Consider the following 26,380-nt stretch of genomic DNA (forward strand, 5'->3'; position numbering starts at 1 on the left):
GTTACGGCGGCCATAGCGAAACGGGAAACACCCGGTCCCATACCGAACCCGGAAGTTAAGCCTTTCAGCGCCGATGGTACTGCAACCGAGAGGTTGTGGGAGAGTAGGACGCCGCCGGACATACATTTGGCAGAGGCCCCCAGATACCTGGGGGCCTCTGCTCCATTTCAGGGCATCAGTGAGTACGGTTGCCCCGGGACGGGGTTCGATACGTGAAGAAGGGAAGTGCGGCCGTGGCCGAGGACCGTCGAGGACAGCGTCCGTCACGAGGTGGAGCAGGAGCCGGCAGAGCCGGCGGCTCGGGAGGTCGCGGTGACGACAGCCGCGGGGGTTCGCGGAGCTCGGGTGGCCGCTCGTCGTCGTCCTCCGACAGTCGTGGCCGTGGCGGTCGTGACGACGCGCCCCGAGGCAAGGGCGGCGCGGCGCGCAGCGGCGGCTACCAGGGCGGCAAGAAGCAGGCTGGCGCGCAGGACCGCCCTCACCGCGATCGGCGCGACGACAAGGTCCGCACCGTCGACCAGGCGGTCTACGACGGTCCGGACCTGCCCGAGGACATCACGGGGGCCGAGCTCGACCGCGGCGTGCGCGCGCAGCTGAAGGGCCTGCCCGAGAAGCTCGCCGCCCGAGTGGCGCGCCACCTCGCGGCGGCCGGCATGCTGATCGACGAGGACCCGGAGAAGGCCTACCAGCACACGCTGGCTGCTCGAGCGCGTGCGTCGCGCATCGCGGTGGTGCGCGAGGCGGCGGGCGAGGCGGCGTACGCAGCCGGTCACTACGCTGAGGCGCTGTCGGAGCTGCGCGCAGCGAAGCGCATGAACGGCGCGACGGACTACCTGCCGATCATGGCGGACTGCCACCGGGCCCTCGGCAACCCCGAGCAGGCCATCAAGCTGGCCAAGAGCCCGTCGGTGGCCAACTTCGCCTCCGAGGCCAAGGCGGAGATGACGTTGGTCGAGGCCGGCGCCCGCCGCGACATGGGTCAGATCGACGCTGCCCTGCGGACGCTCGAGCTCGCACCGCTGACGTCGAAGAGCCGGTCCTCGTGGGTCGTACGCCTGCGTTACGCGTACGCCGACGCCCTCGAGGCTGCCGGGCGCGAGTCCGACGCGCTGGCGTGGTTCCACCGCACGCATGCGATCGACTCCGACGAAATCACCGACGCCGCGGCGCGTGCGGACCTCCTGGAGCGACGCCAGTCCTGAGTCGTGTGCTTGTGCTGGCGTTCGGGCGCCACATCGGTCACAATGGACCCCTAATCACATACGTGTCACTTGACTCCCGTCGAGCACCGACGACAGAACGCTGGGGAAGGCGCATCTGGAGCGTCGGAACTCAAGGAGGTCACAGTGACCACACGCATTGCTTCCCGCCCGGACGGTCCGGCAACGAGGGGCATTCTTTACGTGCACTCTGCACCCTCCGCACTCTGCCCGCACATCGAGTGGGCCGTGGGCGGAGTCCTCGGAGTTGCCGTCTCGCTCGACTGGACTCCTCAGCCTGCCCAGCCGGGTGCCTACCGCGCCGAGCTGTCGTGGTCCGGTGTCGCTGGCACCGCTGCCGCTGTGGCGTCTGCGCTGCGCGGGTGGAACCACCTGCGCTTCGAGATCACCGAGGAGCCCACCAGCTCCTCGGAGGGCACCCGCTTCTCGTGCACCCCTGAGCTGGGCATCTTCCACGCGATCACCGGACCCCACGGCGACATCCTCATCCCCGAGGACCGGCTGAAGGCGGCGGTGGTCAAGGCTGCGCTCGGCGACACGACACTGCTGCTCGAGATCGACCAGCTGCTGGGCAAGCCGTGGGACGACGAGCTCGAGACCTTCCGCCACGCCGGCGAGGGCGCCCCGGTGCGCTGGCTGCACCAGGTCGTCTGAGTCGGTCGTCCCAGGACCTCGCACGTCGCAGCGTGAAGGTCTCCGTCGGGGGCGTCCAGGGCTTCCGACACCTCGACCTGTACAGCGGGCTCCCTGCCGCCAGCGGTCGCCGGGGCGGTGGCAGGGGAGCTCGAGCTCCACGGCCGCGGCGGTGATCAGGGCCGACAGCATGCAGACACCTCCGAGGGCACGGGAGGTCCACCGACCGAGCGTGACGTGCGTGGCGCGACGCTCAGAGCGGGATGTTGCCGTGACGCCCGCGGCGTACGCCCACGGTGTCGATCTCGTGGCGCATGGCCTCCGCGATCGCGCTCCGGGTGCGGGTCGGCTCGACCACCTCGTCGACGACGCCGATCTCGACGGCCTTGTCCACGCCGCCGGCGATGCGCTCGTGCTCGGCGGCGAGCTCGGCCTCGACCTGCGGACGGATCTCGGGGGAGACCTCGGCGAGCTTGCGACGGTGGAGGACCCGGATGGCCGCCACGGCGCCCATCACGGCCACCTCGGCGCCGGGCCAGGCGAAGACGCGGGTCGCGCCCAGGGAGCGTGCGTTCATGGCGATGTAGGCGCCGCCGTAGGTCTTGCGCGTCACGAGGGTGACACGCGGGACCACGCACTCGCCGAAGGCGTGCAGCAGCTTGGCTCCGCGGCGTACGACCCCGTCCCACTCCTGGCCCACTCCGGGGAGGTAGCCCGGGACGTCGACCAGGACGACGAGCGGCACACCGAACGCGTCGCACATCCGCACGAAGCGGGACGCCTTCTCCGCCGACAGCGAGTCGAGGCAGCCGCCGAGGCGAAGCGGGTTGTTGGCCACGACTCCGACCGTGCGGCCGCCGAAGCGACCCAGCGCGGTGACGATGTTGGGCGCCCAGCGGGCGTGGAGCTCTTGCATGGTGCCCTCGTCGAGCAGTCCGTCGACGAGCGGGTGGACGTCGTAGGCACGCTTCTTCGACTCCGGCAGCAGGGCGCTGAGGTCGCGGTCGTCGACCGACTCCACGGCCAGGCTGCCCTGCGCACCGAGGAGGGAGGCGACGGTGCGGGCGCGGTCGAGGGCTTCTCGCTCGGACTCGGTGAGGATGTGGACCACGCCGGAGCGTCGCCCGTGCGGCTCGGGCCCGCCGAGACGGAGCATGTCGACGTCCTCGCCGGTCACCGAGCGCACGACGTCGGGGCCGGTGACGAAGATCCGTCCCTCCGGACCGAGGATGACGACGTCGGTGAGGGCGGGGCCGTAGGCGGCGCCGCCGGCTGCGGGGCCCAGGACCACGGAGATCTGGGGGATGACGCCCGACGCCTGGGTCATGACCTGGAAGATCCGGCCGACGGCGTGGAGCGACAGCACGCCCTCCGCGAGGCGGGCGCCACCGGAGTGCCACAGGCCGATGATCGGGACGCCGTCGGTGATGGCCCGGTGGTAGGCGTCGACGACGACACGGCAGCCGACGTCGCCCATCGCGCCGCCCATGACCGTGGCGTCGCTGCAGAAGGCGACGACGGAGGTGCCGTCGACCCGGCCCACGGCCGCGAGCATGCCGGACTCGTCGTCGGGCGTGATGAGCTCGAGGGTGCCCTCGTCGAGGAGCGCGGTCAGCCGATGGACCGGGTTGCGCGGGTCGTCCTCGCGGGGCAGCTTCGCCGGGCGGGCGGCGGTGGCGGTCATCGGAGGCTCCCGAAGGCGACAGCGACGTTGGCGCCGCCGAAGCCGAAGGAGTTGTTGAGGGCGACGATGTCGCCGTCGGGCAGGTCGCGCCGCGCCGTCGGGATGTCGAGGTCGACCTCCGGGTCCTTGTCGTCGAGGTTGATCGTCGGCGGGCTTACCCGGTCGTGCAGCGCCATCACGGTGGCGACCGCCTCGAGCGCGCCCGCGCCACCGAGCAGGTGGCCGGTCATCGACTTGGTGCTGGTGACCACGCAGCGGTCGACGTGCTCGCCCAGGACGGCGTGCAGCATCAGGCCCTCGGCGATGTCGCCCTTGGGCGTCGACGTGGCGTGGGCGTTGACGTGGACGACGGTGGCCGGGTCGACGTCGCCCTCGCGCAGTGCCATCTGGATGGCGCGGGTGCCGCCGCGACCCTCCGGGTCGGGCTGGGCGATGTCGTGGGCGTCGTTGCTGATGCCGGCGCCGCGCACCTCGGCGTAGATCTTGGCGCCGCGGGCGCGGGCGTGCTCCTCGGACTCGAGGACCAGGATGGCCCCGCCCTCGCCGAGGACGAAGCCGTCACGGGCGGTGTCCCACGGACGCGAGACGCGCGTGGGGTCGCCGCCCTCCTCGCTGCCGGTCTTGGACAACGCCATCATGTTGGCGAAGGCAGCCATCGGCAGCGGGTGGATCGCGGCCTCGGTGCCGCCGGCGATGACGACGTCGGCGCGGCCGAGGCGGATGAGGTCGATGGCCATCGCGATGGCCTCGTTGCCCGAGGCGCAGGCCGAGGTGGGCGCGTGGACGGCGGCGCGGGCGCCGTACTTGAGGCTGACATTGGCTGCGGGGGCGTTGGGCATGAGCATCGGGACCGCGAGCGGCGAGACCCGGCGCGCACCCTTCTCGAGGAGCGCGTCGTAGTTGGCGAGCAGGGTGGTCACGCCTCCGATGCCGGACGCGACCGCCACGGCGAGGCGCTCGGGCTCGAGCCCGGAGCCCTCGAGGCCTGCGTCGGCCCAGGCCTGCTCGGCAGCGACCATCGCGAACTGGCTGGAACGGTCCAGGCGGCGGGCCTTGACCCGGTCGAGGACCTCGGACGGCTCGACGGCCACGCGGCCGCCGATCTTCACCGGCAGCGTGTCGACCCAGTCGTCGGTGAGGTGGCGTACGCCGGACTCGCCGGCCAGCATGGCCTGCCAGGTCGACGCGACGTCGCCGCCGAGCGGGGAGGTGGTGCCGAGTCCGGTGACGACTACGCGGGTCGAGGGCATCAGGTGGGTTCCGTTCTCGCGGGGTGGGGGGAGGTCCTGGGCCACGGGGACCGGCGTGCTGCCGGCCCCCGTGGCAGGGAGGGCGTCAGCCCTGCGCGCGCTCGATGTAGGCGACGGCGTCACCGACGGTCTTGAGGTTCTTGACCTCGTCGTCCGGGATGGTCACGCCGAACTTCTCCTCGGCGGCCACGACGACCTCGACCATGGAGAGCGAGTCGACGTCGAGGTCGTCCACGAAGGACTTGTCCAGCTGGACGTCGTCGGCGTCGACACCGGCGACCTCGTTGACGATCTCGGCGAGGTCAGCGCGGATTTCTTCGGTGGTGGCCATGGGCCTTCCCTTCTTCTGGTGGGTGCTGCTTGGGGTGGTCTGGGGTGGTGCGGGTCCTACGGGACGGTGATGACCTGTGCGGCGTAGGACAGGCCGGCGCCGAAGGCGATGAGCAGCGCCGTGTCACCCGACCTCGCCTCACCCTCGGCCATCATCCGGTCGAGCGCCAGCGGGACCGACGCGGCCGAGGTGTTGCCCTGGTCGGCGACGTCGCGGGCGATGCGGACCGTGGGGGGCAGCTTCATGGAGCGGGCCATCGCGTCGATGATGCGCATGTTGGCCTGGTGGGGCACGAAGACGTCGAGGTCGTCGAGGGTGATCCCCGCCGCGTCCAGCGCCTGCTGGCCGATCTTCGCCATCGCGAAGGACGCCCACCGGAAGACCGGGTTGCCCTGCATGGTGAGGTGCGGCATGACGCCGCTGCCGGGCTTCTCGGGGCTGCCGACCACGTCGCGCCAGTCCTCGCGCTGCCGGATCAGGTCGAACTGCTCGCCGTCGGATCCCCACACGACCGGGCCGATGCCTGCGGTCTCGCTGGGACCCACGACGGCCGCACCGGCGCCGTCGGCGAAGATGAAGGCGGTGCCACGGTCGGTGAGGTCGAGGATGTCGGTGAGCCGCTCGACACCGACGACGAGGACGTAGCGCGAGCTGCCGGCGCGGACGATGTCGGAGGCCAGCGCGATGCCGTGGCAGAAGCCGGAGCAGGCTGCGGAGATGTCGAACGCCGCCGCATCGGTCCCGAGCTCGTGCGCGATCGCCGTGGCGACCGCCGGCGTCTGCAGGAGGTGGCTGACGGTGGCGACGACCACGCAGTCGATCTGGCCGGGCTCGAGGCCGGCACGCTCGATGGCGATCCGGGACGCCTGGACCGACATCATCTGCACCGACTCGTCGGGGCCGGCCCAGCGGCGCGTCTTGATGCCCGATCGCTGCTGGATCCACTCGTCGCTGGAGTCGATGGCGTCGACGACGTCGGAGTTCGGCACGACGCGCAACGGCCGGTAGGCGCCGACGCCGAGGACGGAAGCGTGCTGCGGGCCGGTGGTGGTGGTGAGCGCGGCCATCAGTGCGACCCCTCCGGGTGCAGGCGCAGCAGCGGCTGGCCGGGGGAGACGAGGTCGCCGTCCTCGACGAGCCACTCGACCACCGAGCCGCCGTGGGCGGCGGTGATGTCGGTGCGGTCGCGCAGGCTGGCAACGGCGCCGATCATGGCACCGGGTCCGAGCACGTCGAGCGCGGCTGCCTCGGGGGAGATGTGGAAGGTGCCCTTCGCGGGCGACACCACCATGCGCCAGGTCGGCGTGGTCTCGATCTGGGAGGCCTCGCCGTGCTTGTCGCAGAAGTCTCGGGCGGCGTCGAGCTGGTCGGGCGTCTTGAGGGCGAAGGTCTCCACGCCCCTCAGGGCGCGCTTGGCGATTCCGGTCAGCGTCCCCGCTGGCGGCATCTCGAGGATGCCGGTGACGCCGAGGTCGCTCATCGTCTCCAGGCACAGGTCCCACCGGACCGGGTTGGCGATCTGCCCGACCATGCGGCGCAGCACGTCGCGCCCGTCGTGCACGACCTGCCCGTCACGGTTGGAGATCACGGGGGTGCGCGGGTCGTGGGTCGAGACCGAGCGGGCCAGCGAGCTCATCCGGTCGACCGCCGGACCCATGTGGGTGGTGTGGAACGCCCCGGCGACGCTCAGCGGGATCAGACGTGCCTTGGCCGGCGGGTCCGCGGCGAACGCCGCGAGCTGCTCCGTCGTACCGGCGGCGACGAGCTGGCCGGGACCGTTGTCGTTGGCCGCGGTCAGGCCGTGGCGCTCGATCGCGGCCAGCACCTCGTCGCGGTCGCCGCCGAGCACGGCGGTCATCCCGGTGGCGGTGATGGCGGCCGCCTCGGCCATGGCATTGCCGCGCTCGCGGACCAGCACCATCGCCTGCTCGGCAGTGATGACCCGTGCGCCGGCGGCGGCCGTCAGCTCACCGACGCTGTGACCGGCGACCGCGCCGATGCGGGCGAACGCGTCGGCCGGGTGGGGGAACAGGTCGAGCGCGGCCACCAGACCGGTCGCGACCAGCAGCGGCTGGGCGATCTTGGTGTCGCGGATCGTGTCGGCGTCGGCCTCGGTGCCGTAGTGGGCGAGATCGATGCCCGCCACCGTGGCCAGCCAGTCGAACCGCGCAGCGAAGGTGGGGTCCTCCAGCCAGGGCGTGAGGAATCCGGGGGTCTGGGCCCCTTGACCGGGAGCGACGATGACGAGCACACGCCCACTCTGCCGGTTCGTGTGCCGTGGCCGCGGGTCCGACGCCGACGAAACTCACCGGCAGATCGTTGTAGGGTTCCTACAGTTCCGTGCGGCCGGACTGACGCCCGAGGATGAGGGCCAGCTGCAGCGCAAAGGCCTCCCGGGGTCGCGTGGGTGACCAGCCGGTGACCTCCGAGACCTGGCGCAGGCGATAGCGAACGGTGTTGGGGTGCACGAAGAGCGCGCGGGCGGTCGCCTCGATCGATGCGCCGTTCTCGAACCATGCCCCGAGGGTCTCCAGCAGGGTGCCGCGGGTGGCCATGAGGGGGAGGTAGACCTCGTCGACGAGGTGTCGCCGGGCGTGGCCGTCGCCGGCGAGCGCGCGCTCGGGCAGCAGGTCGCGGCTCGCGACCGGCCGCGGGGCGTCGGGCCACCCGCTGGCGGCCCGGTGCGCCGAGAGCGCGGCACGCGCCGAGGCGCTCGCGTGGGCGAGGTCGGCGGTGACCGGTCCCACGACGACCGGACCGTCGCCGAAGTGGTCGAGCAGCCGGGTCGCTGCCTTGAGCGGGTCCGACACGCCGCCGAGGATCACCACGAGCCGTTCACCCTGGGTGGCGCAGAGGGCGTCCATGTCGCCGGCGCGCGCGGAGCGGCGTACGGAGTCGAAGACGTCGAGCTCCGCACGGTGCGGCGGCACCGCGCCCAGCACGACGGCGACGTCGCCGTGGGCGCCCCACCCGAGCGCGCTGGCGCGTGACAGCACGGTCTCGTCGGCCTCGGCGCGCACCACGGCGTCGACCACCAGGGCCTCGAGGCGGGCGTCCCACGCGCCGCGGGACTCGGCGGCACGTGCGTAGACGGCCGCGGTGGCGAAGGCGACCTCGCGGGCGTAGAGGAGCACCGCGTCATGGACCTCGCGGGCGTCCTCGGGGTCGAGGAGCGCATCGATGTTGGTCTCGACCACGCGGATGCTCAGGCGCACGAGCTCGACGGTCTGCTGCAGCGAGATCACGCCGGTGAGCTCTCGGGGCGCCGCACCGAAGACGACGACGTCGAGCGGGTCGTGCGCGGAGGCGCGGACCTCGCGGTCGTACCAGTCGACGAACCCGCGGATGCCCGCCTGGACGATGAGCCCGACCCACGACCGGTCCTCGGCGCTGAGGTCGTCGAACCAGGGCAGGTCGCTCGCCATCCGCCCGGTCGCGGCCGTGCTGAGGGCTCCGCTGGAGTTGCGCAGCGCCTCGGCGGCGCGACGGCGGGAGGGGGGCATGGGGCGACTCTAGTGGCGTGCCGCGCATAGTGGGATTCCCACGAAGGGTGGTGGAGGCGCGCCGAAGGACGCCGAGGTCACGACTTCGCGTCGTGGGCCGTGCGCCGGTCGGGGCGCGAGGTGTGCGTGGTTGAATCCGGGGCCTGTCCCGATCGGTTGGAGGCCGCGTGCCGCGTCGCACCGTCCCGCACGTCGAGCACGTCACCGTGCACGGGCACCGACGCGCCTACGTGCGGATGGGTTCGGGGCCGGCGCTGCTGCTCCTGCACGGCCTCGGTTGCGACCGCACGACCTGGGCGCCGGTGATGCAGTCGCTCGCCCGCACCCACACGGTCATCGCGCCGGACCTGCTGGGGCACGGGCAGTCCGACAAGCCGCGGGCCGATTACAGCCTCGGCGGCTACGCCAACGGGATGCGCGATCTGCTGACGGTGCTGGGGATCGACACCGCGACCGTGGTCGGCCACAGCTTCGGCGGGGGAGTGGCCATGCAGTTCGGCTACCAGTTCCCCGAGCGCACGGAGCGGCTCGTGCTGGTCGCGTCCGGAGGACTCGGCCCCGAGGTGAGTCCAGCGATCCGCGCCATCACGACCCCCGGGTTCCACCAGGCGATGGCCGTGCTGTCGGCACCGGGCCTGCGGCACGCAGCCACCGCCGCGCTGCGCCTGCTCTCCCGGAGCGGCGTGCGGCACGTGCGTGACCTCGGCGAGGTCGCCGACATCTACGACTCCTTCAAGGACCCGCGCACCCGTGCGGCCATCCGTCATGTGACCCGTGCGGTCGTGGACTGGAAGGGCCAGATCGTCACGATGGCCGACCGGGCCTACCTGACCGAGGCCATGCCGATGCTCGTGGTGTGGGGCGCGGACGACCTCGTCATCCCCGTCGCCCACGCCAGCAACGCGAGCGCGCTCGCCCCGACGGCGCGGATCGAGATCGTCCCGAACGCGGGCCACTTCCCGCACAAGGACCACCCCGAGCGGTTCGCCAAGATCGTGCGCGACTTCATCCGCACCACGGAGCCTGCGCACTACGACCGCACCCGCTGGCGCGAGCTGCTCGAGGAGGGCGCGCTGCGGTTCCCGGTCCAGGCCGAGGCAGGCGAGTCGCCGGTCGCGCCGGTCCACTCCGTTCGTCGCGCTGCCGGCGCCTGACGGCTCCTGCACGAGAGCGGGACCGGCCCCTGAGTCGCTGGGCAACTCAGGGGCCGGTGGCCGTGGTGCGGGGTCGTACGGGTTGTGGCCGGGGAAGCCGTCAGGCGTCCCCGCCCTCCTGCTTGATGTCCTGGGTCGCGGTCGGGTCGTCGATGCGGTAGCGCTCGGCTGCCTCGACGACCTTCTCCACCGGGAACTCGCCGGCGTCGGCGAGGGCCTGCAGCGCCTGCACGACCACGCTGACGGCGTCGATGTGGAAGAAGCGACGCGCGGCGGGACGGGTGTCGGCGAAACCGAAGCCGTCGGCGCCGAGGACGCGGTAGTCGGCCGGGACCCAGCGCGCGATCTGCAGGGGCACGGCGCGCATGTAGTCCGACACGGCGACGATGGGGCCCTGCGCGCCGGCGAGCTTGTCGCTGACGTAGGCGGTGCGGCGCTCCTCGCCCGGGTTCAGCAGGTTCCACTGCTCGGCGGCGGCGCCGTCGCGGGCCAGCTCGTTCCAGGACGTGACCGACCACAGGTCCGACTGCACGCCCCAGTCCTCGGCGAGCATGCGAGCGGCGTCCTCGATCCAGGGGAAGCCGACGCCGGAGGCCATCAGCTGGACCCGGGGACCCTCGCCGTCGGCGGTCGAGACCTGGTGGATGCCGCGCAGGATGCCGTCGACGTCCACGTCGGACGGCTCGGCCGGCTGGGAGACCGGCTCGTTGTAGACCGTCAGGTAGTAGATGACGTCCTCGCCCTGACCCTCGGGGCCGCCGGTGCCGTACATCCGCTCGAGACCGTCCTGCATGATGTGGCTGATCTCGTAGGAGAAGGCCGGGTCGTAGTGCACGACCGCAGGGTTGGTCGCCGCGAGGAGCGGCGAGTGGCCGTCGGCGTGCTGCAGGCCCTCGCCGGTGAGCGTGGTGCGACCGGCGGTGGCGCCGATCAGGAAGCCACGGGCCAGCTGGTCGGCCATCGCCCAGATCGAGTCGCCCGTGCGCTGGAAGCCGAACATCGAGTAGAAGATGTAGAACGGGATCATGTGCTCGCCGTGGGTGGAGTACGCCGACCCGGCTGCGGTCGCCGACGCCATGGCGCCCGCCTCGGAGATGCCCTCGTGGAGCATCTGGCCCTGCGCGGACTCCTTGTAGGACAGCAGCATCTTGCGGTCGACCGACTCGTACTGCTGGCCGCCGGGGTTGTAGACCTTGGCGCTCGGGAACATCGAGTCCATGCCGAAGGTGCGGTACTCGTCGGGCGCGATCGGCACGACGCGGTCACCGATCTCCGGGTCCTTCATCCAGTCACGGAGCAGCCGGACGACCGCCATGGTGGTGGCGAACTTGTTCTTGCCCGAGCCCTGCTTGAGCTCGGAGTACATCTCGTCGCCGGGCAGCTTGAGGGCGGTGGCGCGGTTGATCCGGCGCGGGATCGAGCCGCCGAGGGCCTCGCGGCGCTCGAGCATGTACTCGATCTCCGGTGCGTCGGCGCCGGGGTGGAAGAACGGGGCGCCGCCGGTCTTCTCGTAGGACTCCTCGAGGTCGCGGTCGCTGATCGGGAGGTAGAGCCGGTCGCGGAACTTCTTGAGGTCCGGGAGGGTCAGCTTCTTCATCTGGTGGGTGGCGTTCTTGCCCTCGAGGGCGTCGATCGTCCAGCCCTTGATGGTGTGCGCCAGGATCACCGTCGGCTGACCGGTGTGCTTGCTGGCCGCGTCGAACGCGGCGTAGACCTTGCGGTAGTCGTGGCCGCCGCGCGGGAGCTTCTCGATCTGGGTGTCCGACATGTGCTCGACCATCTTGCGCAGGCGCGGGTCGGTGCCGAAGAAGTGGTCGCGGACGTAGGCGCCGTCCTCGGTCGAGTAGGTCTGGAACTGGCCGTCCGGGGTGGTGTTCATCCGGTTGACCAGGACGCCGTCGACGTCCTTGGCGAGCAGGTCGTCCCACTCGCGGCCCCACACGACCTTGATGACGTTCCACCCGGCGCCGCGGAAGTTGGCCTCGAGCTCCTGGATGATCTTGCCGTTGCCGGTGACGGGGCCGTCGAGCTGCTGGAGGTTGCAGTTGATGACCCAGGTGAGGTTGTCGAGCTCCTCTCGGGCCGCGACGCGGATCGCGCCGAGCGACTCGGGCTCGGCCATCTCGCCGTCGCCCATGAACGCCCACACGCGCTGCTGGCTGGTGTCCTTGACGCCGCGATTGTCGAGGTAGCGGTTGAAGCGCGCCTGGTAGATCGAGCCGATGGCCGTGAGGCCCATCGAGACGGTCGGGAACTCCCAGAAGTCCGGCATCAGGCGCGGGTGGGGGTACGACGGCAGGCCGGCGCCCTTGCCGTGCTGGACCTCCTGGCGGAAGCGGTAGAGCTGCTCCTCGCTCAGGCGGCCCTCGAGGAACGCGCGGGCGTAGACGCCCGGCGAGCCGTGGCCCTGGATGTAGATCTGGTCCCCGCCGCCCTCGTGGTCCTTGCCGCGGAAGAAGTGGTTGAAACCGACCTCGTAGAGGCTCGCCGACGACTGGTAGGTCGCGATGTGACCGCCGACCTCGAGGCCCTTGCGGTTGGCGGAGGACACCATCACGGCGGCGTTCCAGCGGATGAAGGCGCGGATGCGGCGCTCGACCTCCTCGTCGCCGGGGAACCACGGCTCGCGCTCCGGCGGGATGGTGTTGATGTAGTCGGTGGAGCGCAGGGCCGGCACGCCGACCTGCTTCTCACGCGCCCGCTCGAGCAACCGCAGCATCACGTAGCGCGCGCGGTCGCGACCCCGGTCGTCGAGCATCGCGTCGAAGGACGCGAGCCACTCCTGGGTCTCGTCGGGGTCGATGTCGGGCAGCTGGGTGGGGAGTCCCTCGTGGATCACCGGCACGATCGCCGGGCTCTTGCGGGACTTCTCGACGTCACTCACCCCTGCATCGTGTCACGCGACACGCCGCCACGAAATCTACCCGCGGGTAGGCGGGACGAGGCGTGCGACGACGGGCGGGACGAGGGCCGGACGAGCGGGGGACACGCCCCGCTGCGGGCGCCCGCCGAGCGGGACGGGGTTGCGGCGCCTGCTGTGTTCGGGTGGACTATGCGCAACCCGCGCACCGACGGGTATCCGAGCATGGGAGGCACTGCGTGAGTTCGACGGTGGGCGATTCTGCCCCGGCGACCGGGATCGGCGACCGACTGGGGCTGAAGCCCGGGATGGTCGTGCAAGAGCTCGGCTGGGACAACGACACCGATGACGAGCTTCGCGTCGCGGTCGAGGACTGCATCGATGCCGACATGGTGGACGGTGACTACGGCAACGTCGTGGACGCGGTGCTGCTGTGGTGGCGCGACGACGACGGGGACCTCGTGGACGGACTGGTCGACGCGCTGACCGATCTCGTCGGTGGCGGCTCGATCTGGCTGCTGACGCCGAAGGTCGGTCGTCCCGGCACGGTGGACGCAGCAGACGTCGCCGAAGCGGCCCCGATCGCGGGCCTGTCCCAGACGACGACGGCTTCGGTCAGCAAGGACTGGCAGGCCACCCGGCTGGTGGCACCGAAGACACCCGCGTGACACCAGCCGACCTCGCAGGGACGCTCTCGGGTGTCGGCACGACCGTTCGCGTCCTCGGGCGCGCCGGTGTGATCCGCCCCTACGGACCGCGCACGCTCGTCGACATCGGGCGCCTGGTGCTCCGCTGGGGGACCGGACCGGCGGGGGGCTTCGCCACCCTGGCGGCCCGCTCGCCCCACCAGGTGGGCGTCGTCGACGAGCTCGGCGAGCTGACCTGGGGCGAGCTGCAGCGGCGGTCCAACTCGCTGGCGCGCGCCCTGGCCGAGCGGGGCGTCCGCGAGGGCGACTCGGTGGCGGTGATGTGCCGCAACCACCGGGGCTTCGTCGACGCCTCGGTCGCGGTCGCCAAGCTGGGCGCCGACATCCTCTACCTCAACACCGCCTTCGCCGGCCCGCAGCTGGTCGACGTGCTCGAGCGCGAGGCGCCGAGCATGGTCATCCACGACGAGGAGTTCACCGGGCTGCTGGCCGGAGCGCCGGTCGAGCGCCGCGTGCTCGCGTGGACCGACGACGAGGTCGGCTCCGCCGAGCGCCTCGAGCAGCTCGTGTCGGCGTACGACGAGTCCGACCTCCACCCGCCACAGCGCCACGCCCGCATCGTGATCCTCACCTCCGGCACCACCGGCACGCCCAAGGGCGCGCCGCGCAAGGAGGCGGGGATCGACGCGGCGGTGTCGCTGCTGTCCCGGATGCCGCTGCGCGCGGGGTGGCGTACGCACATCGCGGCGCCGTTGTTCCACACCTGGGGCTTCGCCCACCTCGCCCTCGCGATGCTGCTGGGCTCGACGGTCGTGCTGCGTCGCACCTTCGACCCCGCCACCGCGCTGCGGACCGCCCAGGATGAGCGCTGCCAGTCGATGGTGGTCATCCCCGTCATGCTCCAGCGGATGCTCGCGCTGGATCCCGAGGAGCTCGACGCGGTCGACCTCAGCCGGGTCGAGGTCGTCGCCTCGTCCGGGTCGGCGCTGCCCGCGACGCTGGCGCAGGCGTGGATGGACCGCTTCGGCGACAACCTCTACAACATCTACGGCTCCACCGAGGTGGCGTACGCCTCGATCGCCACCCCCGAGGACCTCCGCGCAGACCCGACGTCGGCGGGCAGGCCGCCGTACGGCACCGTCGTCCGGATCCTCGACGAGGCCGGCGCCGCGCTGCCGCAGGGCGAGACCGGCCGGATCTTCGTGGGCAACGGCCTGCTCTTCGAGGGCTACACCCACGGCGGGTCCAAGGAGGTCGTGGACGGCTTGATGTCGTCGGGTGACGTGGGCTGGTTCGACGACGCCGGGCGGTTGCACGTGGCCGGCCGTGACGACGACATGATCGTGTCCGGTGGGGAGAACGTCTTCCCGCAGGAGGTGGAGGACTGCCTGGTCACCCACGACGCCGTCGGCGAGGTCGCTGCGATCGGCGTCGAGGACGACGACTATGGTCAGGGTCTGCGAGCCTTCGTGGTGCGCGTCGGCGAGGTGTCGGCGGACGAGCTGCGCGAGCACGTGAAGGCGAACCTGGCGCGCTTCAAGGTGCCGCGCGAGATCGTCTTCGTGGACGAGCTCCCGCGCAATGCCACCGGCAAGGTCCTCAAACGGGAGCTGGCACGGCACGGCGAGGCACCGGATGACGACGGCACCAACGACGACCACGACGACAAGGACGGCAGGCAGGCGTGACGAGCGAGGGGCTGTGCATCGGCGACGAGGCGCCCGACTTCATCCTGCGTGACCAGTTCGGCCAGGACGTGCGCCTGAGCGACTTCCGCGGACGCAAGGCGGTCGCGCTGATGTTCTTCCCGTTCGCGTTCACCGGCGTGTGCACCGGCGAGCTGTCAGGGGTGCGCGACCGGCTCGACGAGTTCCTCAGCTTCGACACCGAGGTGCTGGCGCTGTCGTGCGACTCGGTCTACGCGCTGCGCAGCTTCGCCGAGGCGGAGGGGCTCAACTTCCCGCTGCTGTCCGACTACTGGCCGCACGGCGCGGTGGCGTCGGCGTACGAGGTGTTCGACCCCGTCAAGGGGGCGCCGCGGCGCTCGTCGTACGTCGTGGACCGCGACGGTCGGCTCAGCTGGGCGGTGCACAACGCCAACCCCGACGGACGCGACCTCGACGAGCACATCCGAGAGCTCCAGGCGGCTGTCGGCTGAGGCTCGTGGCCGGTGGTCTAGACAGTTCTGTGGCAATCGGTGGAAACCGGGTGCGCCTTGGGGGACTGGTGTAATCTTTGACGTGTTGAGCCGCTGGTGACCCGAGACGCCAGCGGCTCAACTCATTTCATCTCGCGCGTGGCGGGTGGCCGGTGACGGGATTCGAGCGGGACCTAGGTGTCCCGTAGTCTGTGCCGCGCGCGTCGGTAGCTCAGCGGTAGAGCACTCGGTTTACACCCGAGCGGTCGGCGGTTCGAAACCGTCCCGACGCACCCCTTGCTCCCGCTCCGTGAGAGCCCTCTCATCGGCGCCTCACCGTCGGCTCACGGCCGCGCTGGAGTCTTCTCGCACACCGGGGCCGCACCGGCCCCCGACGAGAGGAACCATGATGAGGAAGCTGCTCCCCACCGCGCTCCTGGGCATCGCCGGCCTGACCGCCTTCGGCCTGATCGGCATGTCGTCGCCCGTCGTCTCCTCGACTGCCGACGAGGCCACCAAGCGCGAGGACGACGCGCCGTCGCTGGTCCTGGTCGGCGACGACGACGATGACGACACCAACGACGACACCGACGGTGACGACGACACCGACAGCCCGTCGTACACCGACCAGAGCCGCGACACCAACGACCACACCAACAGCCGCGTCACCGGGGTCAGCCGCGACCGCGACCTCAGCCGGGGTGACAAGACCCGCGACTGGACGCGCGACGGCGGCGACAAGACGCGCGACAAGACCGCCGACAGCACCAACGACCGCAGCCGCAACGACACCCGTCGCTGACCGACAGCGGCCGAGGAGGGCGAGATGGGCAGGAACGACGACGGCTGGCACCTCGACGAGGGTGAGCTCCTCGCTCCCGGGCTGAGCGCACTGCGCCGCCTCGGTGGCGGCGCGGCCTACGAGGCCTGGCTCTGCTTCGACGAGGTGACCTGGTCGCCCGTGGTCGTCAAGGTCCTGCGTCCCTCCCAGGTCGAGGACGAGTCCTCCCGGCGCGGCCTGCGCCGGGAGGTGCTCGCCCTCGACACCGTCAACCATCCCGTGGTGGTCCGCGGGCTGCGTGACGGGCAGGACGGGGACCGCCCGCACGTCGTGCTGGAGCACATCGACGGACCACGCCTGTCGAGCCTCATCCGTCGCTACGGCCGGCTCCAGGAGCAGCAGTACCTGCCGCTGGCCATCGACATCGCCGCGGCGCTCCACTACTTCACCCACATCGGGTGGACCCACCTCGACATCAAGCCCAGCAACGTCATCATGGGCGCCCCCGCGCGGCTCATCGACCTGTCGGTCGCCCGCCCGGAGGAGGACGCCCGACGGCTGCGCCACCCGATCGGCACCGACGCCTACATGTCGCCGGAGCAGTGCGACCCGGGTGAGCACGTCCCGTCCTTCGCCTCCGACGTCTGGGGCCTCGGCGCCACGCTCTTCCACGCCGTGGCCGGGCAGCGCCCGTTCGCGCACGGCGACCCCGACGCCGACGACGTACGCCAGCGCTTCCCGCAGCTCGTCGACGCGCCCGCCGCGCTGCCCGACGGCGTACCCGGTCGGGTCGCCGAGGTGATCGCGGCCTGCCTGCGTCGTGACCCTGCCGAGCGGCCGCTGCCGCACGAGGTCGCCGAGGCGCTCGAGCCGGTGCTGGCCGGCCTGCCCCGCGGGTCGCTGGCGGGCTTCAGGATCAGGGACTGACGCCCCGCTGGGCGGTCACGGGTCGAGTCGGTAGCCGACTCCCCGGACCGTCGAGATCGCACCGGTGCCGAGCTTCTTGCGGAGGTAGCCGACATAGACGTCGACGACGTTGGAGCCGGGGTCGAAGTCGTAGCCCCACACCAGGTCCAGCAGCTGCTCGCGGGTGAGGACCTGGCCGGGGTTGAGCAGGAAGATCTCCGCGAGCGCGAACTCGCGGGCCGAGAGCTCGGACTCACCCCGGGGCCCGGAGATCCGGCGCGTACGCCGGTCCAGGCGCAGGCCGCCGACGACGAGGTCGTCCCCGTTCGCGGGAGCGTCGACAGGCGCGAGCGCGCGCAGCCGCAGCCGCACCCGGGCCATCAGCTCGGCGAAGCGGAACGGCTTGGCCATGTAGTCGTCGGCGCCGCTGTCGAGGGCGGTGACGGTGTCGGTGACGGAGTCGCGAGCGGTGAGGATGATGACCGGCATCCGGCTGCCCTGGGAGCGTAGCTGGTCGAGGACCTCGAAGCCGTCCATCCCCGGCAGACCGATGTCGAGCACCATGAGGTCGAAGCGGCCCGAGAGCGCCTCGTCGAGCCCGGTCGGTCCGTCGGAGGCGACGGTCGGCTGGTGGCCCTCGGCGCGCAGGCCCTTGGCCACGAACGAGGCGATGCGGTCCTCGTCCTCGACGATCAGGATCTGGGCCATCTGCGGTCCTCTCTCAGGTAGCTGGTCATCGTCCGAGCGTCCGCTCGGGCAGGACGATCTCCACGTGCGCGCCCCGGGGCTCCGCGTCGAGGATGACGACCTCGCCGCCGTGGGCGTCGGCGATGGCGCGCACGATGCTCAGGCCCAGGCCGAACCCGTCGTCACCGGCGCGCACGCTGCTGCGTCCGAAGCGCTCCAGCACCGCCTCCCGGTCCTCGGGGCGGATGCCGTCGCCGGTGTCGCGGACCCACAGCCGGACCAGGCCGCCTTCGCGGGCCGACCCGACGGCGATCACGGCTCCGGGGTCGGTGTGCTTCACCGCGTTGTCGGCGAGCTGGAGGAGTGCCTGGGTGATGCGCTGCTCGTCGAGCACCGCGCGGCCGTGGGCGGCGTCGTCGAGCTGCCAGTCGCGCTCTCCCAGAGCCCTGGCCTTGGCGAGCACAGACCGGGTGAGCTCGCCGAGCTCCACCTCGCCCATGACGAGGAAGTCGGGGCGCCGGCTCTTGGCCAGCAGGATCAGGTCGGTCACCAGGCGCGACATCCGGTCGACCTCGTCGAGCACGAGCTCGCGGGTCTGCTCCAGGTCGGCGGGATCGGTGGGGTCGAGCAGCTCGAGGTGACCGCGGACCACGGTGAGCGGGGTCTTGAGCTCGTGGCCGGCGTCGTCGAGGAACTGCCGCTGGGCGGTGAACCCGGAGTCGAGGCGCTCGAGCATGCCGTTGATGGTGCGGGTCAGGGCGGTGATGTCGTCGTTGCCCTGCTCGACGATGCGGCGCGAGAGGTCGGTCGCGGTGATCTCGCGCGCGGTCTCCTCCAAGGTGCGCAGCGGGGCCAGCAGTCGCCCGGACTGGAAGGCCGCGATCGTCGTGATGAGGCCCAGCGACAGCAGGGCGACGAGGGAGTAGGTCCGGAGGGTGCGGTTGAGCTCCTCGTGCTCGTCGCGCAGGAAGTTGGCGATGACGAGCGCCCCGTCGCCCTGGGCGTTGGTCACGGGCACGAGGGTCACCCACGTCTCCCCGAAGGCGGCGGAATCGATGATCCTCGTCCCGCCCACCTCCGCGAGGTCCTGGACCGCCTGCTGGTAGGCCGGCTCGTCGAGCACCTCCTGGCCGTAGCGGTTGCGGGTGGCGATCGTGCCCTCGCCGCTGGTGTAGCCCACCAGCAGCTCGTCGTCATCGGGGACGTTGCGGGTGAGGAAGACCTCGAGGACACGGCGTACGTCGTCGAACCGCTCGCCGGTGTTGGGGTCGCGGCGCAGGTTGCGGAACTCCTCGATCTCCTGGCTGATCTGGGAGGTGACCTGTCGCTCGATGCGCGCGGACTCGAGGGCGTGGACGAGCAGCCCCGCTCCGCTCATCGCGGCAGCAGTGAGGACGGCGATGACGACGGTGATGCGGGTCCGGACCGAGACACGCGTGGAGCGTCGGCGGACACCGTCAGTCGTCCCCGTCGGTCCGCTCGTCGTCGGTGTCGTCATCCTCAGGCCCGTCGTCGTCCCAGTCGTCGTCGTCATCCTCCCCGACCGGTGTCGGCACCGGTGTCACGACGCGGGCCTCCTCGCCCCCACCGCGGCCGGACCCGTCACGGCGCTGCTCCTCGTCGCGCTCCACCGGGCGCTCGCGGTCGTCGTCCGGAGTCCTCTCGCGCGTGGGTGTCCCCGGCGTCCCCGACGCTGGAGCGTCCGGCGGGTCGGCCGGTGCGTCTCGCAGGATGACGGGGCTGTGGTCGGCGGGCGGTGGCGCGCCGGGGGATGCCAGCGACCCGGCGACGTACGCCGCGACCGGCACGACGAGCGCCAGCAGCAGCAACACCTTCGGCAGCGGACCCACGCCTCCATCGTGCGCACGGATGCTGGAACGAGCATGAGAGCCGGATGAGAGAGCTCTCATGTGCGGCCACCCCTGGGCGCAGGTCCGCTCACCGACGTGCTCGTGCCGTCCGTCGCACCTGGTGCGACGAGTCGTCGTACGGGGGTTGTGGCGCATGCCACAGTGGCGGTGCCACACGCCACCGGACCAGGGAGCTGCCGTGATCGTCCCCTTCAGCGTCACCGACTTCATCGAGCGGGCCGCCGCCGTCTACGGCGAGCGCCCGGGTTTCGTCGACGAGCCCGACCAGCCGGCCGCCTCGCTCGGCACGCTGACCTACGCGGAGGCGTACGCCCTCGCGCAGCGCCAGGCCGCCCGGCTCGACGAGCTGGGCATCGACGTCGGCGAGCGGGTCGCGGTGCTGAGTCACAACTCGGCGCGGCTGCTGACGTCGTTCTTCGGTGTGTGCGGGTCGGGCCGGGTGCTGGTGCCGATCAACTTCCGGCTGCGTCCCGACGAGATCGCCTACATCGTGGCCCACTCGGGGGCACGGGTGCTCTACGTGGACCCCGAGCTGGTCGAGTCGGTGTCGGGCATCGACGTGGAGCACCGCTTCGTGCTCGGCGAGGACGAGTCGATGTTCGCCGCCCCCGGCGTGGAGCCGCGGGCGTGGGAGCCGGACGAGAACGCGACGGCGACGATCAACTACACCTCTGGGACCACCGCACGCCCCAAGGGTGTGCAGCTCACGCACCGCAACCTGTGGACCAACGCGGTCACCTTCGGCCTGCACGCAGGCGTCACCGACCGCGACGTCTACCTCCACACGCTGCCGATGTTCCACGCCAACGGGTGGGGGATGCCCTTCGCGATGACCGGCCTGGGCGTCCCGCAGGTCGTGCTGCGCAAGGTCGACGGCGCGGAGATCCTGCGTCGGGTCAGGGACCACGGCGTGACCGTGATGTGCGCGGCGCCCGCCGTCGCGGCAGCGGTGCTCGATGCCGCCCAGGACTGGGAGGGCGAGATCCCCGGGCGCGACCGGGTCCGGATCATCATGGCCGGTGCGCCGCCGCCGACGAAGACCGTCGTCCGGGTCGAGGAGGAGCTCGGCTGGGAGTTCGTGCAGATCTACGGCCTCACCGAGACCTCACCGCTGCTGACCGTCAACCGCAGCCGCGCCGAGTGGGACGACCTGCCGGCGGAGGAGCGGGCAGCGAAGCTGGTGCGGGCCGGCGCGCCCGCGATCGGCGTACGCCTGCGCACCGACGAGCACGGCGAGGTGCTGGCGCGCTCCAACGTGATCCTCGAGGGCTACTGGGAGCGGCCCGACGAGACGGGCAAGGCGCTGGTGGACGGGTGGTTCCACACCGGTGACGGGGGAGTGGTCGGCGACGACGGCTACCTCACGATCAGCGACCGCAAGAAGGACGTCATCATCACCGGCGGCGAGAACGTGTCGTCGATCGAGGTCGAGGACGTGCTGTTCTCGCACCCGGCGGTGGCCGAGGTGGCGGTGATCGGCGTGCCCAGCGAGAAGTGGGGCGAGACCATCAAGGCGCTCGTCGTGCTGGCCGACGGGGCGAGCGCGGACGAAGCCGAGCTGATCGCGTGGTGCAAGGACAGGGCCGCGGGCTACAAGGCGCCCACGTCGATCGAGTTCCGCGACGAGCTGGCCCGCACGGCCACCGGCAAGCTGCAGAAGTTCAAGCTGCGCCAGCCCTACTGGGAGGGTCAGGAGCGGCAGGTCAACTGACCCCCGGATACTGGCGCCATGCCCACCCTCGCTGAGGTCGTCGACCTGCTGCACGCCTGGTACCCGCCGGAGACCGCGGATGGCTTCGACGCCGTCGGCCTGGTGGCCGGAGACCCGTCGGCCGAGGTCGTGAAGGTGATGTTCGCGGTCGACCCGACGATCGAGGTGGCGCGCGAGGCCGTCGGGTGGGGCGCCGACCTGCTGGTGGTCCATCACCCGCTCTTCCTCACGCCCGTCAGCTCGGTCGCCGCGACCACGCCCAAGGGCCGCACCCTGCACACGCTCACCTCCGGCGGCTGCGCGCTCCTGACGGCGCACACCAACGCCGACCAGGCAACTTCCGGCGTCTCCGAGGCGCTCGCGCTCGCCCTCGGGCTGCGCGACCTGGCGCCGATCCGTCCGGCCGGCGAGGGCGCGAGGACCGGCACCGGACGCGTCGGGACGGTCGCGGAGACGACGCTCGAGGCCTTCGCGGTCCGGGTGGGCGAGGCGCTGCCGGCCACCGCGCACGGCGTACGGGTCGCGGGTGCTCCGGACCGGGCGGTGCGGCGGGTCGCCGTGTGCGGCGGGTCCGGGGACTTCCTGCTCGACGAGCTGGCCCACGGTGACGTCGACGCCTACGTCACCAGCGACCTGCGCCACCACCGGGCGGCGGAGTTCCTCGAGCACGGAGGACCCGCGTTGGTCGACGTGGCGCACTGGGCTGCGGAGTGGACGTGGCTCCCGGTGGTGGAGGCTCGGCTGCGCGAGGCCATGGGCGATAGGGTCGACACCCGGGTCAGCACGCAGTGCACCGACCCGTGGTCGTTTCGCTACTGAAGTCCCAGGAGAGCCGTTGAAGGCCGATCCCACCCACCAGGTCCAGCTGCTCGACGTCGCAGAGCTCGACCGCCGCGTCGCCCAGCTGCGCCACCAGCGCTCGACGCTCCCGGAGCTCGCCGAGATCGCGGCGCTGACCGCTGAGCGCACCGCGCTGACCGACCAGGTGCGCGACGCCCGCATCGTCGTCGACGACCTCACCGTCGAGCAGGCCAAGGCCGATCGTGAGGTCGAGCAGGTCAGGACGCGGCGCGAGCGCGACCGGACCCGGATGGACACCGGACAGATCACGAACCCGAAGGACCTCGAGCGGATGCAGCACGAGCTCGTCTCGCTCGAGCGCCGGATCTCCACGCTCGAGGACGCCGAGCTCGAGGTGATGGAGAAGCTCGAGGAGGCCCAGCAGGTGCTCGACGGCCTGGGCATCCGCGCTGACGACATCGACGCCCGCCTCGCCGAGCTCGTCGCCGCCCGCGACGAGAAGCAGGCCGGGATCGACGCCTCCCTCGCCGAGGTCACCGCCGCCCGCGGCCCCGCCGTCGACGGCGTCCCCGACGCCCTGCTGGCGCTCTACGAGCGGCTGCGCGAGCAGAAGGGCATCGGCGCGGCGCTGCTGCGCGCCCGCCAGTGCGGCGGCTGCAACATGACGCTCGACGCCTCCGAGCTGTCCCGGATCCGGTCGGCCCCGGTCGACGAGGTGGTCCGGTGCGAGGAGTGCCAGCGCATCCTCGTGCGCACCGACGAGTCGGGACTCTGAGAGCCGCTCGAGCATGCGCCTCGACGCGGAACTGATGGCCGCGCGGGGGCGTACGTCCCTGCGGGCCAGGTTCGCGCGGCTGCGGTCCAAGGCCTGGGTCATCGGCCAGTGCGCGATCGCGGCCGGCGTCGCGTGGTGGCTCGCCGCCGACGTCCTCGGCCACCGGCTGCCGTTCTTCGCGCCGATCGCGGCCGTCGTGTCGCTCGGCATGTCATACGGCCAGCGCCAGCGCCGCGTCGCGGAGGTCACGGTGGGCGTGGCGCTCGGGGTGTTCCTGGGCGACGCGACGACCCACCTCATCGGCTCGGGCGGACCCCAGATCGCCCTCATCGTCGCGGCCGGCATGTCGATCGCGCTCCTGCTCGACGCCGGGCAGCTGCTGCTCATCCAGGCGGCCGTGCAGGGCATCGTGGTGGCGGCGCTGGCGCCGGCTCCCGGTGATGCCTTCGTCCGCTGGACCGACGCCCTCATCGGCGGCGCGGTGGCGCTCGTGGCGGCCACCGTGGTCCCGCGCGCGCCGCTGCGCAAGCCGCGCGACCAGGCGGCGGTGGTGGTGCGCAAGATCGCCGAGCTGCTGCGGTCGTCGTCGGACCGGCTCGGCGACGGCGACGCCGAGCGGGCACTCGCGATGCTGCGCGACGCCCGGTCCACGGACGTGCTGATCTCGGAGCTGCGTGCGGCCTCGGAGGAGGGCCTGTCGGTGGTGAGCTCCTCGCCGTTCCGGCGTCGTCACGGCGAGCACCAGCGCCGGCTCGCGGAGCTCGTCGAACCACTCGACGTGGCGCTGCGCAACACCCGCGTCGTCGTACGCCGCGTCGCCGTGGCGTGCCACCGCCGCGAGCCGGTCCCGGCGTCGTACGCCGCGCTGATGCGCGACCTGGCCGAGCTCGCCGAGCGGGTGGCCGACGAGCTCGTCGCCGACCGGATGGCGACCGCGGTGATCGACGACCTGGTCTCGCTCGGGAGGGCCACCGCGACCGTCGAGCACAGCCACGACCTGTCGGCCGAGGTGATCCTCGCCCAGGTGCGCTCGATCATCGCCGACCTGCTCGCGCTGTGCGGGATGGACCCGCTCGAGGCAACCGACGTGATCCCACTGCGCTGATCAGACCTGGGTGACGACCACGTCGAGCTGGGTGCCCTTCGGCGTCGGCTCGCCGACCTCGACGCTCCAGCCGAGGCGGGCCAGCGTCTCGGCGAGGGCTGCCGGCGTACGCGGGTCGGCCCCGTCCTCCAGCAGCGCGCGGACGATGCGGCCCTTGGTGGCCTTGTTGAAGTGGCTCACCACGGTGCGCCGCCCGTCGGACTCGTGGAGCACGCGCACGGTCGCGACGTGGCGGGCCAGGTCCTTGCCGGGGCGCCAGAAGGCGGCGTACGTGCTGGAGCGGAGATCGACGAGCAGGCCACCGCGCATCGCGTCCGTGACCGCCTCGCCGAGGACCTCGCGCCAGGCGGCCGCCACCGGGCCGACGCCGGGCAGGACGGCGTCGCCGGAGAGCCGGTAGGCCGGGATCCGGTCGCCGGGGCGGACGATGCCGAACAGCGAGCTCGTCACGGCCAGGCGTGAGGTCGCGCGACGGCGGGCGGCGGGGGAGAGCGTCGCGACGTCGAGGGCGTCGAAGAGGACCCCGGTGTAGATCGCGTCGGCGCGGGCCGTCGGTGCGGTGCGGAGAGCGGCGTTGCGCTCGACGAGGTCGCGCTGGGTGGCACCGAGGCCGAGCACGTCGGCCGCCCGGTCGGGGTCCTCCTCGCACAGGCGGGTCAGTGCCTCGAGCAGCTCGCTGCGGGTCGCGGTGAGCCGGGGGGCGGCGAGGGAGTCCAGGTCGAGGGGCTTGCCGCGACGCGGCGCGGACTTGCCCTCGCTGGGCGGCAGCAGGATCAGCACGCGCGCAAGCGTAGGCAGCGGTGCTGGGTCCTCTGTGGCTAGGGTCAGGGGTATGCCCAGCAACCGCGTGGTGAAGGTCCGTTCGAGCGGCGACGGCGTCACCGCGCAGGAGATGCGCGACGGCATCGCCGCGATCCAGCAGGAGATGCAGGTCTCCGCGGCGTTCCCGGAGGAGGTCGAGCGTGCCGCCTCGCAGGCGGCCGCCGAGCCCCGGCTCCCGGACCTGGATCGCACCGACATCGAGCTGGTCACGATCGACCCCGAGTCGGCGCGCGACCTCGACCAGGCGCTGCACATCGAGCGGGACCCGGACACCTCCGGCGGCTACGTCGTGCACTACGCGATCGCCGACGTCGCCGCCTTCGTCACGCCCGGCGACCCCGTCGACGTGGAGGCCAACCGCCGCGGCGAGACGCTCTACGGGGCGGACTCCAAGATCCCGCTCCACCCCACCGTGCTCAGCGAGGACACGGCGTCGCTCCTGCCGGACCAGGTGCGTCCGGCGCTGCTGTGGACCATCAAGGTCGACGAGACCGGCGAGGGCACCGACGTCCAGGTCGAGCGCGCCTTGGTCCGCTCGCGCGCCAAGCTGTCCTACGACCAGGTGCAGGCCGACGTCGACGCCGGCCGCGAGAGCGAGCTCATCGGCCTGCTGCGCGAGGTCGGCGAGCTCCGGCTCGCGCGCGAGGCGTCCCGTGGCGGGGTCTCGCTCCCGCTGCCGGAGCAGGAGCTCGTGGAGGCCGGCGAGGGGCACTGGGAGCTGGAGTTCCGTCGCCTCACGCCGGTCGAGACGTGGAACGCGCAGATCTCCCTGCTCACCGGCATGGCCGCGGCGTCGCTGATGGTCTACGCACGGGTGGGCGTCCTGCGCACCCTCCCGCCGGCCGATCCGCGCGACGTGCAGCGACTGCACCGCACGGCGAGGGCCCTCGGCATCGCCTGGCCCGCCGAGCAGCTCTACCCCGACTTCGTCCGCACCCTCGACCCGTCCCGGCCCACGCACGCGGCGATGATCGTGGCGTGCACGCGGCTGCTGCGCGGCGCCGGCTACGTAACCTTCAACGGCGAGCTGCCGGAGCAGGCGCAGCACTCGGCGCTCGCCTCGGAGTACGCCCACGTCACCGCGCCGCTGCGGCGGCTGGTCGACCGCTACGCCGGCGAGGTCTGCGTTGCGCTGTGCGCGGGAACCGAGGTGCCCGAGTGGGTGGTCGCGGCGATGACCGAGCTGCCCGACACGATGCGAGAGTCCGGTCGGCGCGCCAACCAGTACGAGAACGCCATCGTCAACCTCTGCGAGGCCGAGCTGCTGCACGACCGGGTGGGCGAGCGCTTCGCCGCCGTGGTCGTCGAGGTGGACGAGAAGGACGCCACCAAGGGCGACATCACGATCGAGGACCCCGCCATCGAGGCGTCGGTCCGTGGTGAGCGCGACCTGCCGCTGGGCGAGGAGGTCACCGTCGAGCTCGTGCAGGCCGACCCCGCATCACGGTCGGTGGAGTTCCGGCTCGTCTGAGCGCCGTGCGGGACGACCCGCAGGCCGCACG

24 protein-coding genes, 1 tRNA gene and 1 rRNA gene are annotated in these 26,380 nt (G+C 71.9%); 15 read left to right on the forward strand and 11 right to left on the reverse strand.

The features are described 5' to 3' along the window. The first annotated feature begins 2 nt into the window (after positions 1 to 2). The 3 genes from rrf (at position 3) to K4G59_RS12980 (ending at position 1,874) form a co-directional block, all read left to right on the forward strand. Positions 3 to 120 (forward strand): 5S ribosomal RNA (rrf, locus tag K4G59_RS12970). Between the two features lie 92 nt (positions 121 to 212). Continuing rightward, complete coding sequence (locus K4G59_RS12975) at positions 213 to 1,202, forward strand: tetratricopeptide repeat protein (protein WP_231251487.1); 990 nt, start codon at positions 213 to 215, stop codon at positions 1,200 to 1,202. A gap of 192 nt (positions 1,203 to 1,394) precedes the next feature. Further along, positions 1,395 to 1,874 carry a DUF3145 domain-containing protein gene (locus K4G59_RS12980; protein ID WP_425572359.1) on the forward strand — a complete coding sequence of 160 codons (480 nt, stop codon included), beginning with the start codon at positions 1,395 to 1,397 and terminating at the stop codon, positions 1,872 to 1,874. A 232-nt stretch (positions 1,875 to 2,106) separates the two neighbouring features. Here K4G59_RS12980 and K4G59_RS12985 read toward each other — a convergent pair whose 3' ends face one another. The 6 genes from K4G59_RS12985 to K4G59_RS13010 form a co-directional block, all read right to left on the reverse strand. Continuing rightward, positions 2,107 to 3,537 (reverse strand): acyl-CoA carboxylase subunit beta, encoded by a 1,431-nt coding sequence (locus K4G59_RS12985; protein WP_231251488.1) that lies wholly within the window; start codon positions 3,535 to 3,537, stop codon positions 2,107 to 2,109. Continuing rightward, positions 3,534 to 4,787, reverse strand: a complete 1,254-nt coding sequence (locus K4G59_RS12990; RefSeq protein WP_231251489.1) for a beta-ketoacyl-[acyl-carrier-protein] synthase family protein — start codon at positions 4,785 to 4,787, stop codon at positions 3,534 to 3,536. The genes K4G59_RS12985 and K4G59_RS12990 overlap by 4 nt, the downstream gene beginning before the upstream one ends. Before the next feature lie 85 nt (positions 4,788 to 4,872). Then, positions 4,873 to 5,118 carry an acyl carrier protein gene (locus tag K4G59_RS12995; RefSeq protein ID WP_135839746.1) on the reverse strand — a complete coding sequence of 82 codons (246 nt, stop codon included), beginning with the start codon at positions 5,116 to 5,118 and terminating at the stop codon, positions 4,873 to 4,875. A 56-nt stretch (positions 5,119 to 5,174) separates the two neighbouring features. Continuing rightward, positions 5,175 to 6,185: a beta-ketoacyl-ACP synthase III gene (locus K4G59_RS13000; RefSeq protein WP_231251490.1), complete on the reverse strand. Its 1,011-nt coding sequence runs from the start codon at positions 6,183 to 6,185 to the stop codon at positions 5,175 to 5,177. Continuing rightward, positions 6,185 to 7,369 carry an acyltransferase domain-containing protein gene (locus tag K4G59_RS13005; RefSeq protein ID WP_231251491.1) on the reverse strand — a complete coding sequence of 395 codons (1,185 nt, stop codon included), beginning with the start codon at positions 7,367 to 7,369 and terminating at the stop codon, positions 6,185 to 6,187. Before K4G59_RS13005 ends, K4G59_RS13000 begins: the two co-directional genes overlap by 1 nt. A 79-nt stretch (positions 7,370 to 7,448) precedes the next feature. Further along, positions 7,449 to 8,621, reverse strand: a complete 1,173-nt coding sequence (locus tag K4G59_RS13010) for a PucR family transcriptional regulator (protein WP_231251492.1) — start codon at positions 8,619 to 8,621, stop codon at positions 7,449 to 7,451. A 167-nt stretch (positions 8,622 to 8,788) separates the two neighbouring features. On the opposite strand from K4G59_RS13010, the gene K4G59_RS13015 reads away from it, so the two are divergent. Then, positions 8,789 to 9,775, forward strand: a complete 987-nt coding sequence (locus tag K4G59_RS13015; RefSeq protein WP_231251493.1) for an alpha/beta fold hydrolase — start codon at positions 8,789 to 8,791, stop codon at positions 9,773 to 9,775. 100 nt (positions 9,776 to 9,875) lie between these two features. Here K4G59_RS13015 and aceE read toward each other — a convergent pair whose 3' ends face one another. Beyond that, on the reverse strand, positions 9,876 to 12,659 hold the full coding sequence (aceE, locus tag K4G59_RS13020) for a pyruvate dehydrogenase (acetyl-transferring), homodimeric type (RefSeq protein WP_231251494.1): 2,784 nt from the start codon (positions 12,657 to 12,659) through the stop codon (positions 9,876 to 9,878). Positions 12,660 to 12,874: 215 nt separating this feature from the next. Here aceE and K4G59_RS13025 point away from each other — a divergent pair, with 215 nt between their 5' ends. The 6 genes from K4G59_RS13025 (at position 12,875) to K4G59_RS13050 (ending at position 17,127) form a co-directional block, all read left to right on the forward strand. Beyond that, a complete protein-coding gene (locus K4G59_RS13025; protein WP_224280408.1) occupies positions 12,875 to 13,303 on the forward strand; it encodes a DUF3052 domain-containing protein in 429 nt (142 codons plus the stop codon). Beyond that, a complete protein-coding gene (locus K4G59_RS13030) occupies positions 13,300 to 14,970 on the forward strand; it encodes an AMP-binding protein (RefSeq protein WP_231251495.1) in 1,671 nt (556 codons plus the stop codon). The genes K4G59_RS13025 and K4G59_RS13030 overlap by 4 nt, the downstream gene beginning before the upstream one ends. Beyond that, a complete protein-coding gene (locus K4G59_RS13035; protein WP_231251496.1) occupies positions 14,967 to 15,440 on the forward strand; it encodes a peroxiredoxin in 474 nt (157 codons plus the stop codon). Before K4G59_RS13030 ends, K4G59_RS13035 begins: the two co-directional genes overlap by 4 nt. A gap of 200 nt (positions 15,441 to 15,640) precedes the next feature. After that, a tRNA-Val gene (locus K4G59_RS13040) sits at positions 15,641 to 15,712 on the forward strand. A gap of 116 nt (positions 15,713 to 15,828) precedes the next feature. Next, positions 15,829 to 16,221, forward strand: coding sequence for a hypothetical protein (locus tag K4G59_RS13045; RefSeq protein ID WP_231251497.1), 393 nt, complete (start codon positions 15,829 to 15,831; stop codon positions 16,219 to 16,221). Between the two features lie 24 nt (positions 16,222 to 16,245). Continuing rightward, positions 16,246 to 17,127, forward strand: a complete 882-nt coding sequence (locus K4G59_RS13050; protein ID WP_231251498.1) for a serine/threonine-protein kinase — start codon at positions 16,246 to 16,248, stop codon at positions 17,125 to 17,127. 15 nt (positions 17,128 to 17,142) lie between these two features. Here K4G59_RS13050 and K4G59_RS13055 read toward each other — a convergent pair whose 3' ends face one another. Genes K4G59_RS13055 through K4G59_RS13065 form a run of 3 tightly spaced genes read right to left on the reverse strand, consistent with a single transcriptional unit; the run spans position 17,143 to position 19,643 of the window. After that, complete coding sequence (locus tag K4G59_RS13055; RefSeq protein WP_231251499.1) at positions 17,143 to 17,814, reverse strand: response regulator transcription factor; 672 nt, start codon at positions 17,812 to 17,814, stop codon at positions 17,143 to 17,145. A gap of 25 nt (positions 17,815 to 17,839) precedes the next feature. Then, positions 17,840 to 19,291, reverse strand: a complete 1,452-nt coding sequence (locus tag K4G59_RS13060; protein WP_231251500.1) for a sensor histidine kinase — start codon at positions 19,289 to 19,291, stop codon at positions 17,840 to 17,842. Continuing rightward, entirely contained in the window at positions 19,251 to 19,643 is a 393-nt protein-coding gene (locus K4G59_RS13065) for a hypothetical protein (protein WP_231251501.1), read from the reverse strand. The genes K4G59_RS13060 and K4G59_RS13065 overlap by 41 nt, the downstream gene beginning before the upstream one ends. A 199-nt stretch (positions 19,644 to 19,842) precedes the next feature. Between K4G59_RS13065 and K4G59_RS13070 the strand changes: the two genes are divergently transcribed. The 4 genes from K4G59_RS13070 to K4G59_RS13085 are packed head-to-tail and all read left to right on the forward strand — an operon-like array spanning position 19,843 to position 24,056. After that, positions 19,843 to 21,375 (forward strand): AMP-binding protein, encoded by a 1,533-nt coding sequence (locus K4G59_RS13070; RefSeq protein WP_231251502.1) that lies wholly within the window; start codon positions 19,843 to 19,845, stop codon positions 21,373 to 21,375. Positions 21,376 to 21,393: 18 nt separating this feature from the next. Further along, entirely contained in the window at positions 21,394 to 22,194 is an 801-nt protein-coding gene (locus K4G59_RS13075; protein ID WP_231251503.1) for a Nif3-like dinuclear metal center hexameric protein, read from the forward strand. 16 nt (positions 22,195 to 22,210) lie between these two features. Continuing rightward, complete coding sequence (locus K4G59_RS13080) at positions 22,211 to 22,951, forward strand: zinc ribbon domain-containing protein (protein ID WP_231251504.1); 741 nt, start codon at positions 22,211 to 22,213, stop codon at positions 22,949 to 22,951. Positions 22,952 to 22,964: 13 nt separating this feature from the next. After that, the gene (locus K4G59_RS13085) at positions 22,965 to 24,056 is read left to right on the forward strand and encodes an FUSC family protein (RefSeq protein ID WP_231251505.1); all 1,092 of its coding nucleotides are present in this window, start codon (positions 22,965 to 22,967) and stop codon (positions 24,054 to 24,056) included. Here K4G59_RS13085 and yaaA read toward each other — a convergent pair whose 3' ends face one another. Continuing rightward, complete coding sequence (gene yaaA / locus K4G59_RS13090; RefSeq protein WP_231251506.1) at positions 24,057 to 24,836, reverse strand: peroxide stress protein YaaA; 780 nt, start codon at positions 24,834 to 24,836, stop codon at positions 24,057 to 24,059. 52 nt (positions 24,837 to 24,888) lie between these two features. On the opposite strand from yaaA, the gene K4G59_RS13095 reads away from it, so the two are divergent. Then, entirely contained in the window at positions 24,889 to 26,349 is a 1,461-nt protein-coding gene (locus K4G59_RS13095) for an RNB domain-containing ribonuclease (protein WP_231251507.1), read from the forward strand. The last annotated feature ends 31 nt before the right edge of the window (positions 26,350 to 26,380 follow it).

This window comes from Nocardioides furvisabuli, assembly GCF_021083185.1.
Lineage (GTDB): Bacteria > Actinomycetota > Actinomycetes > Propionibacteriales > Nocardioidaceae > Nocardioides > Nocardioides furvisabuli.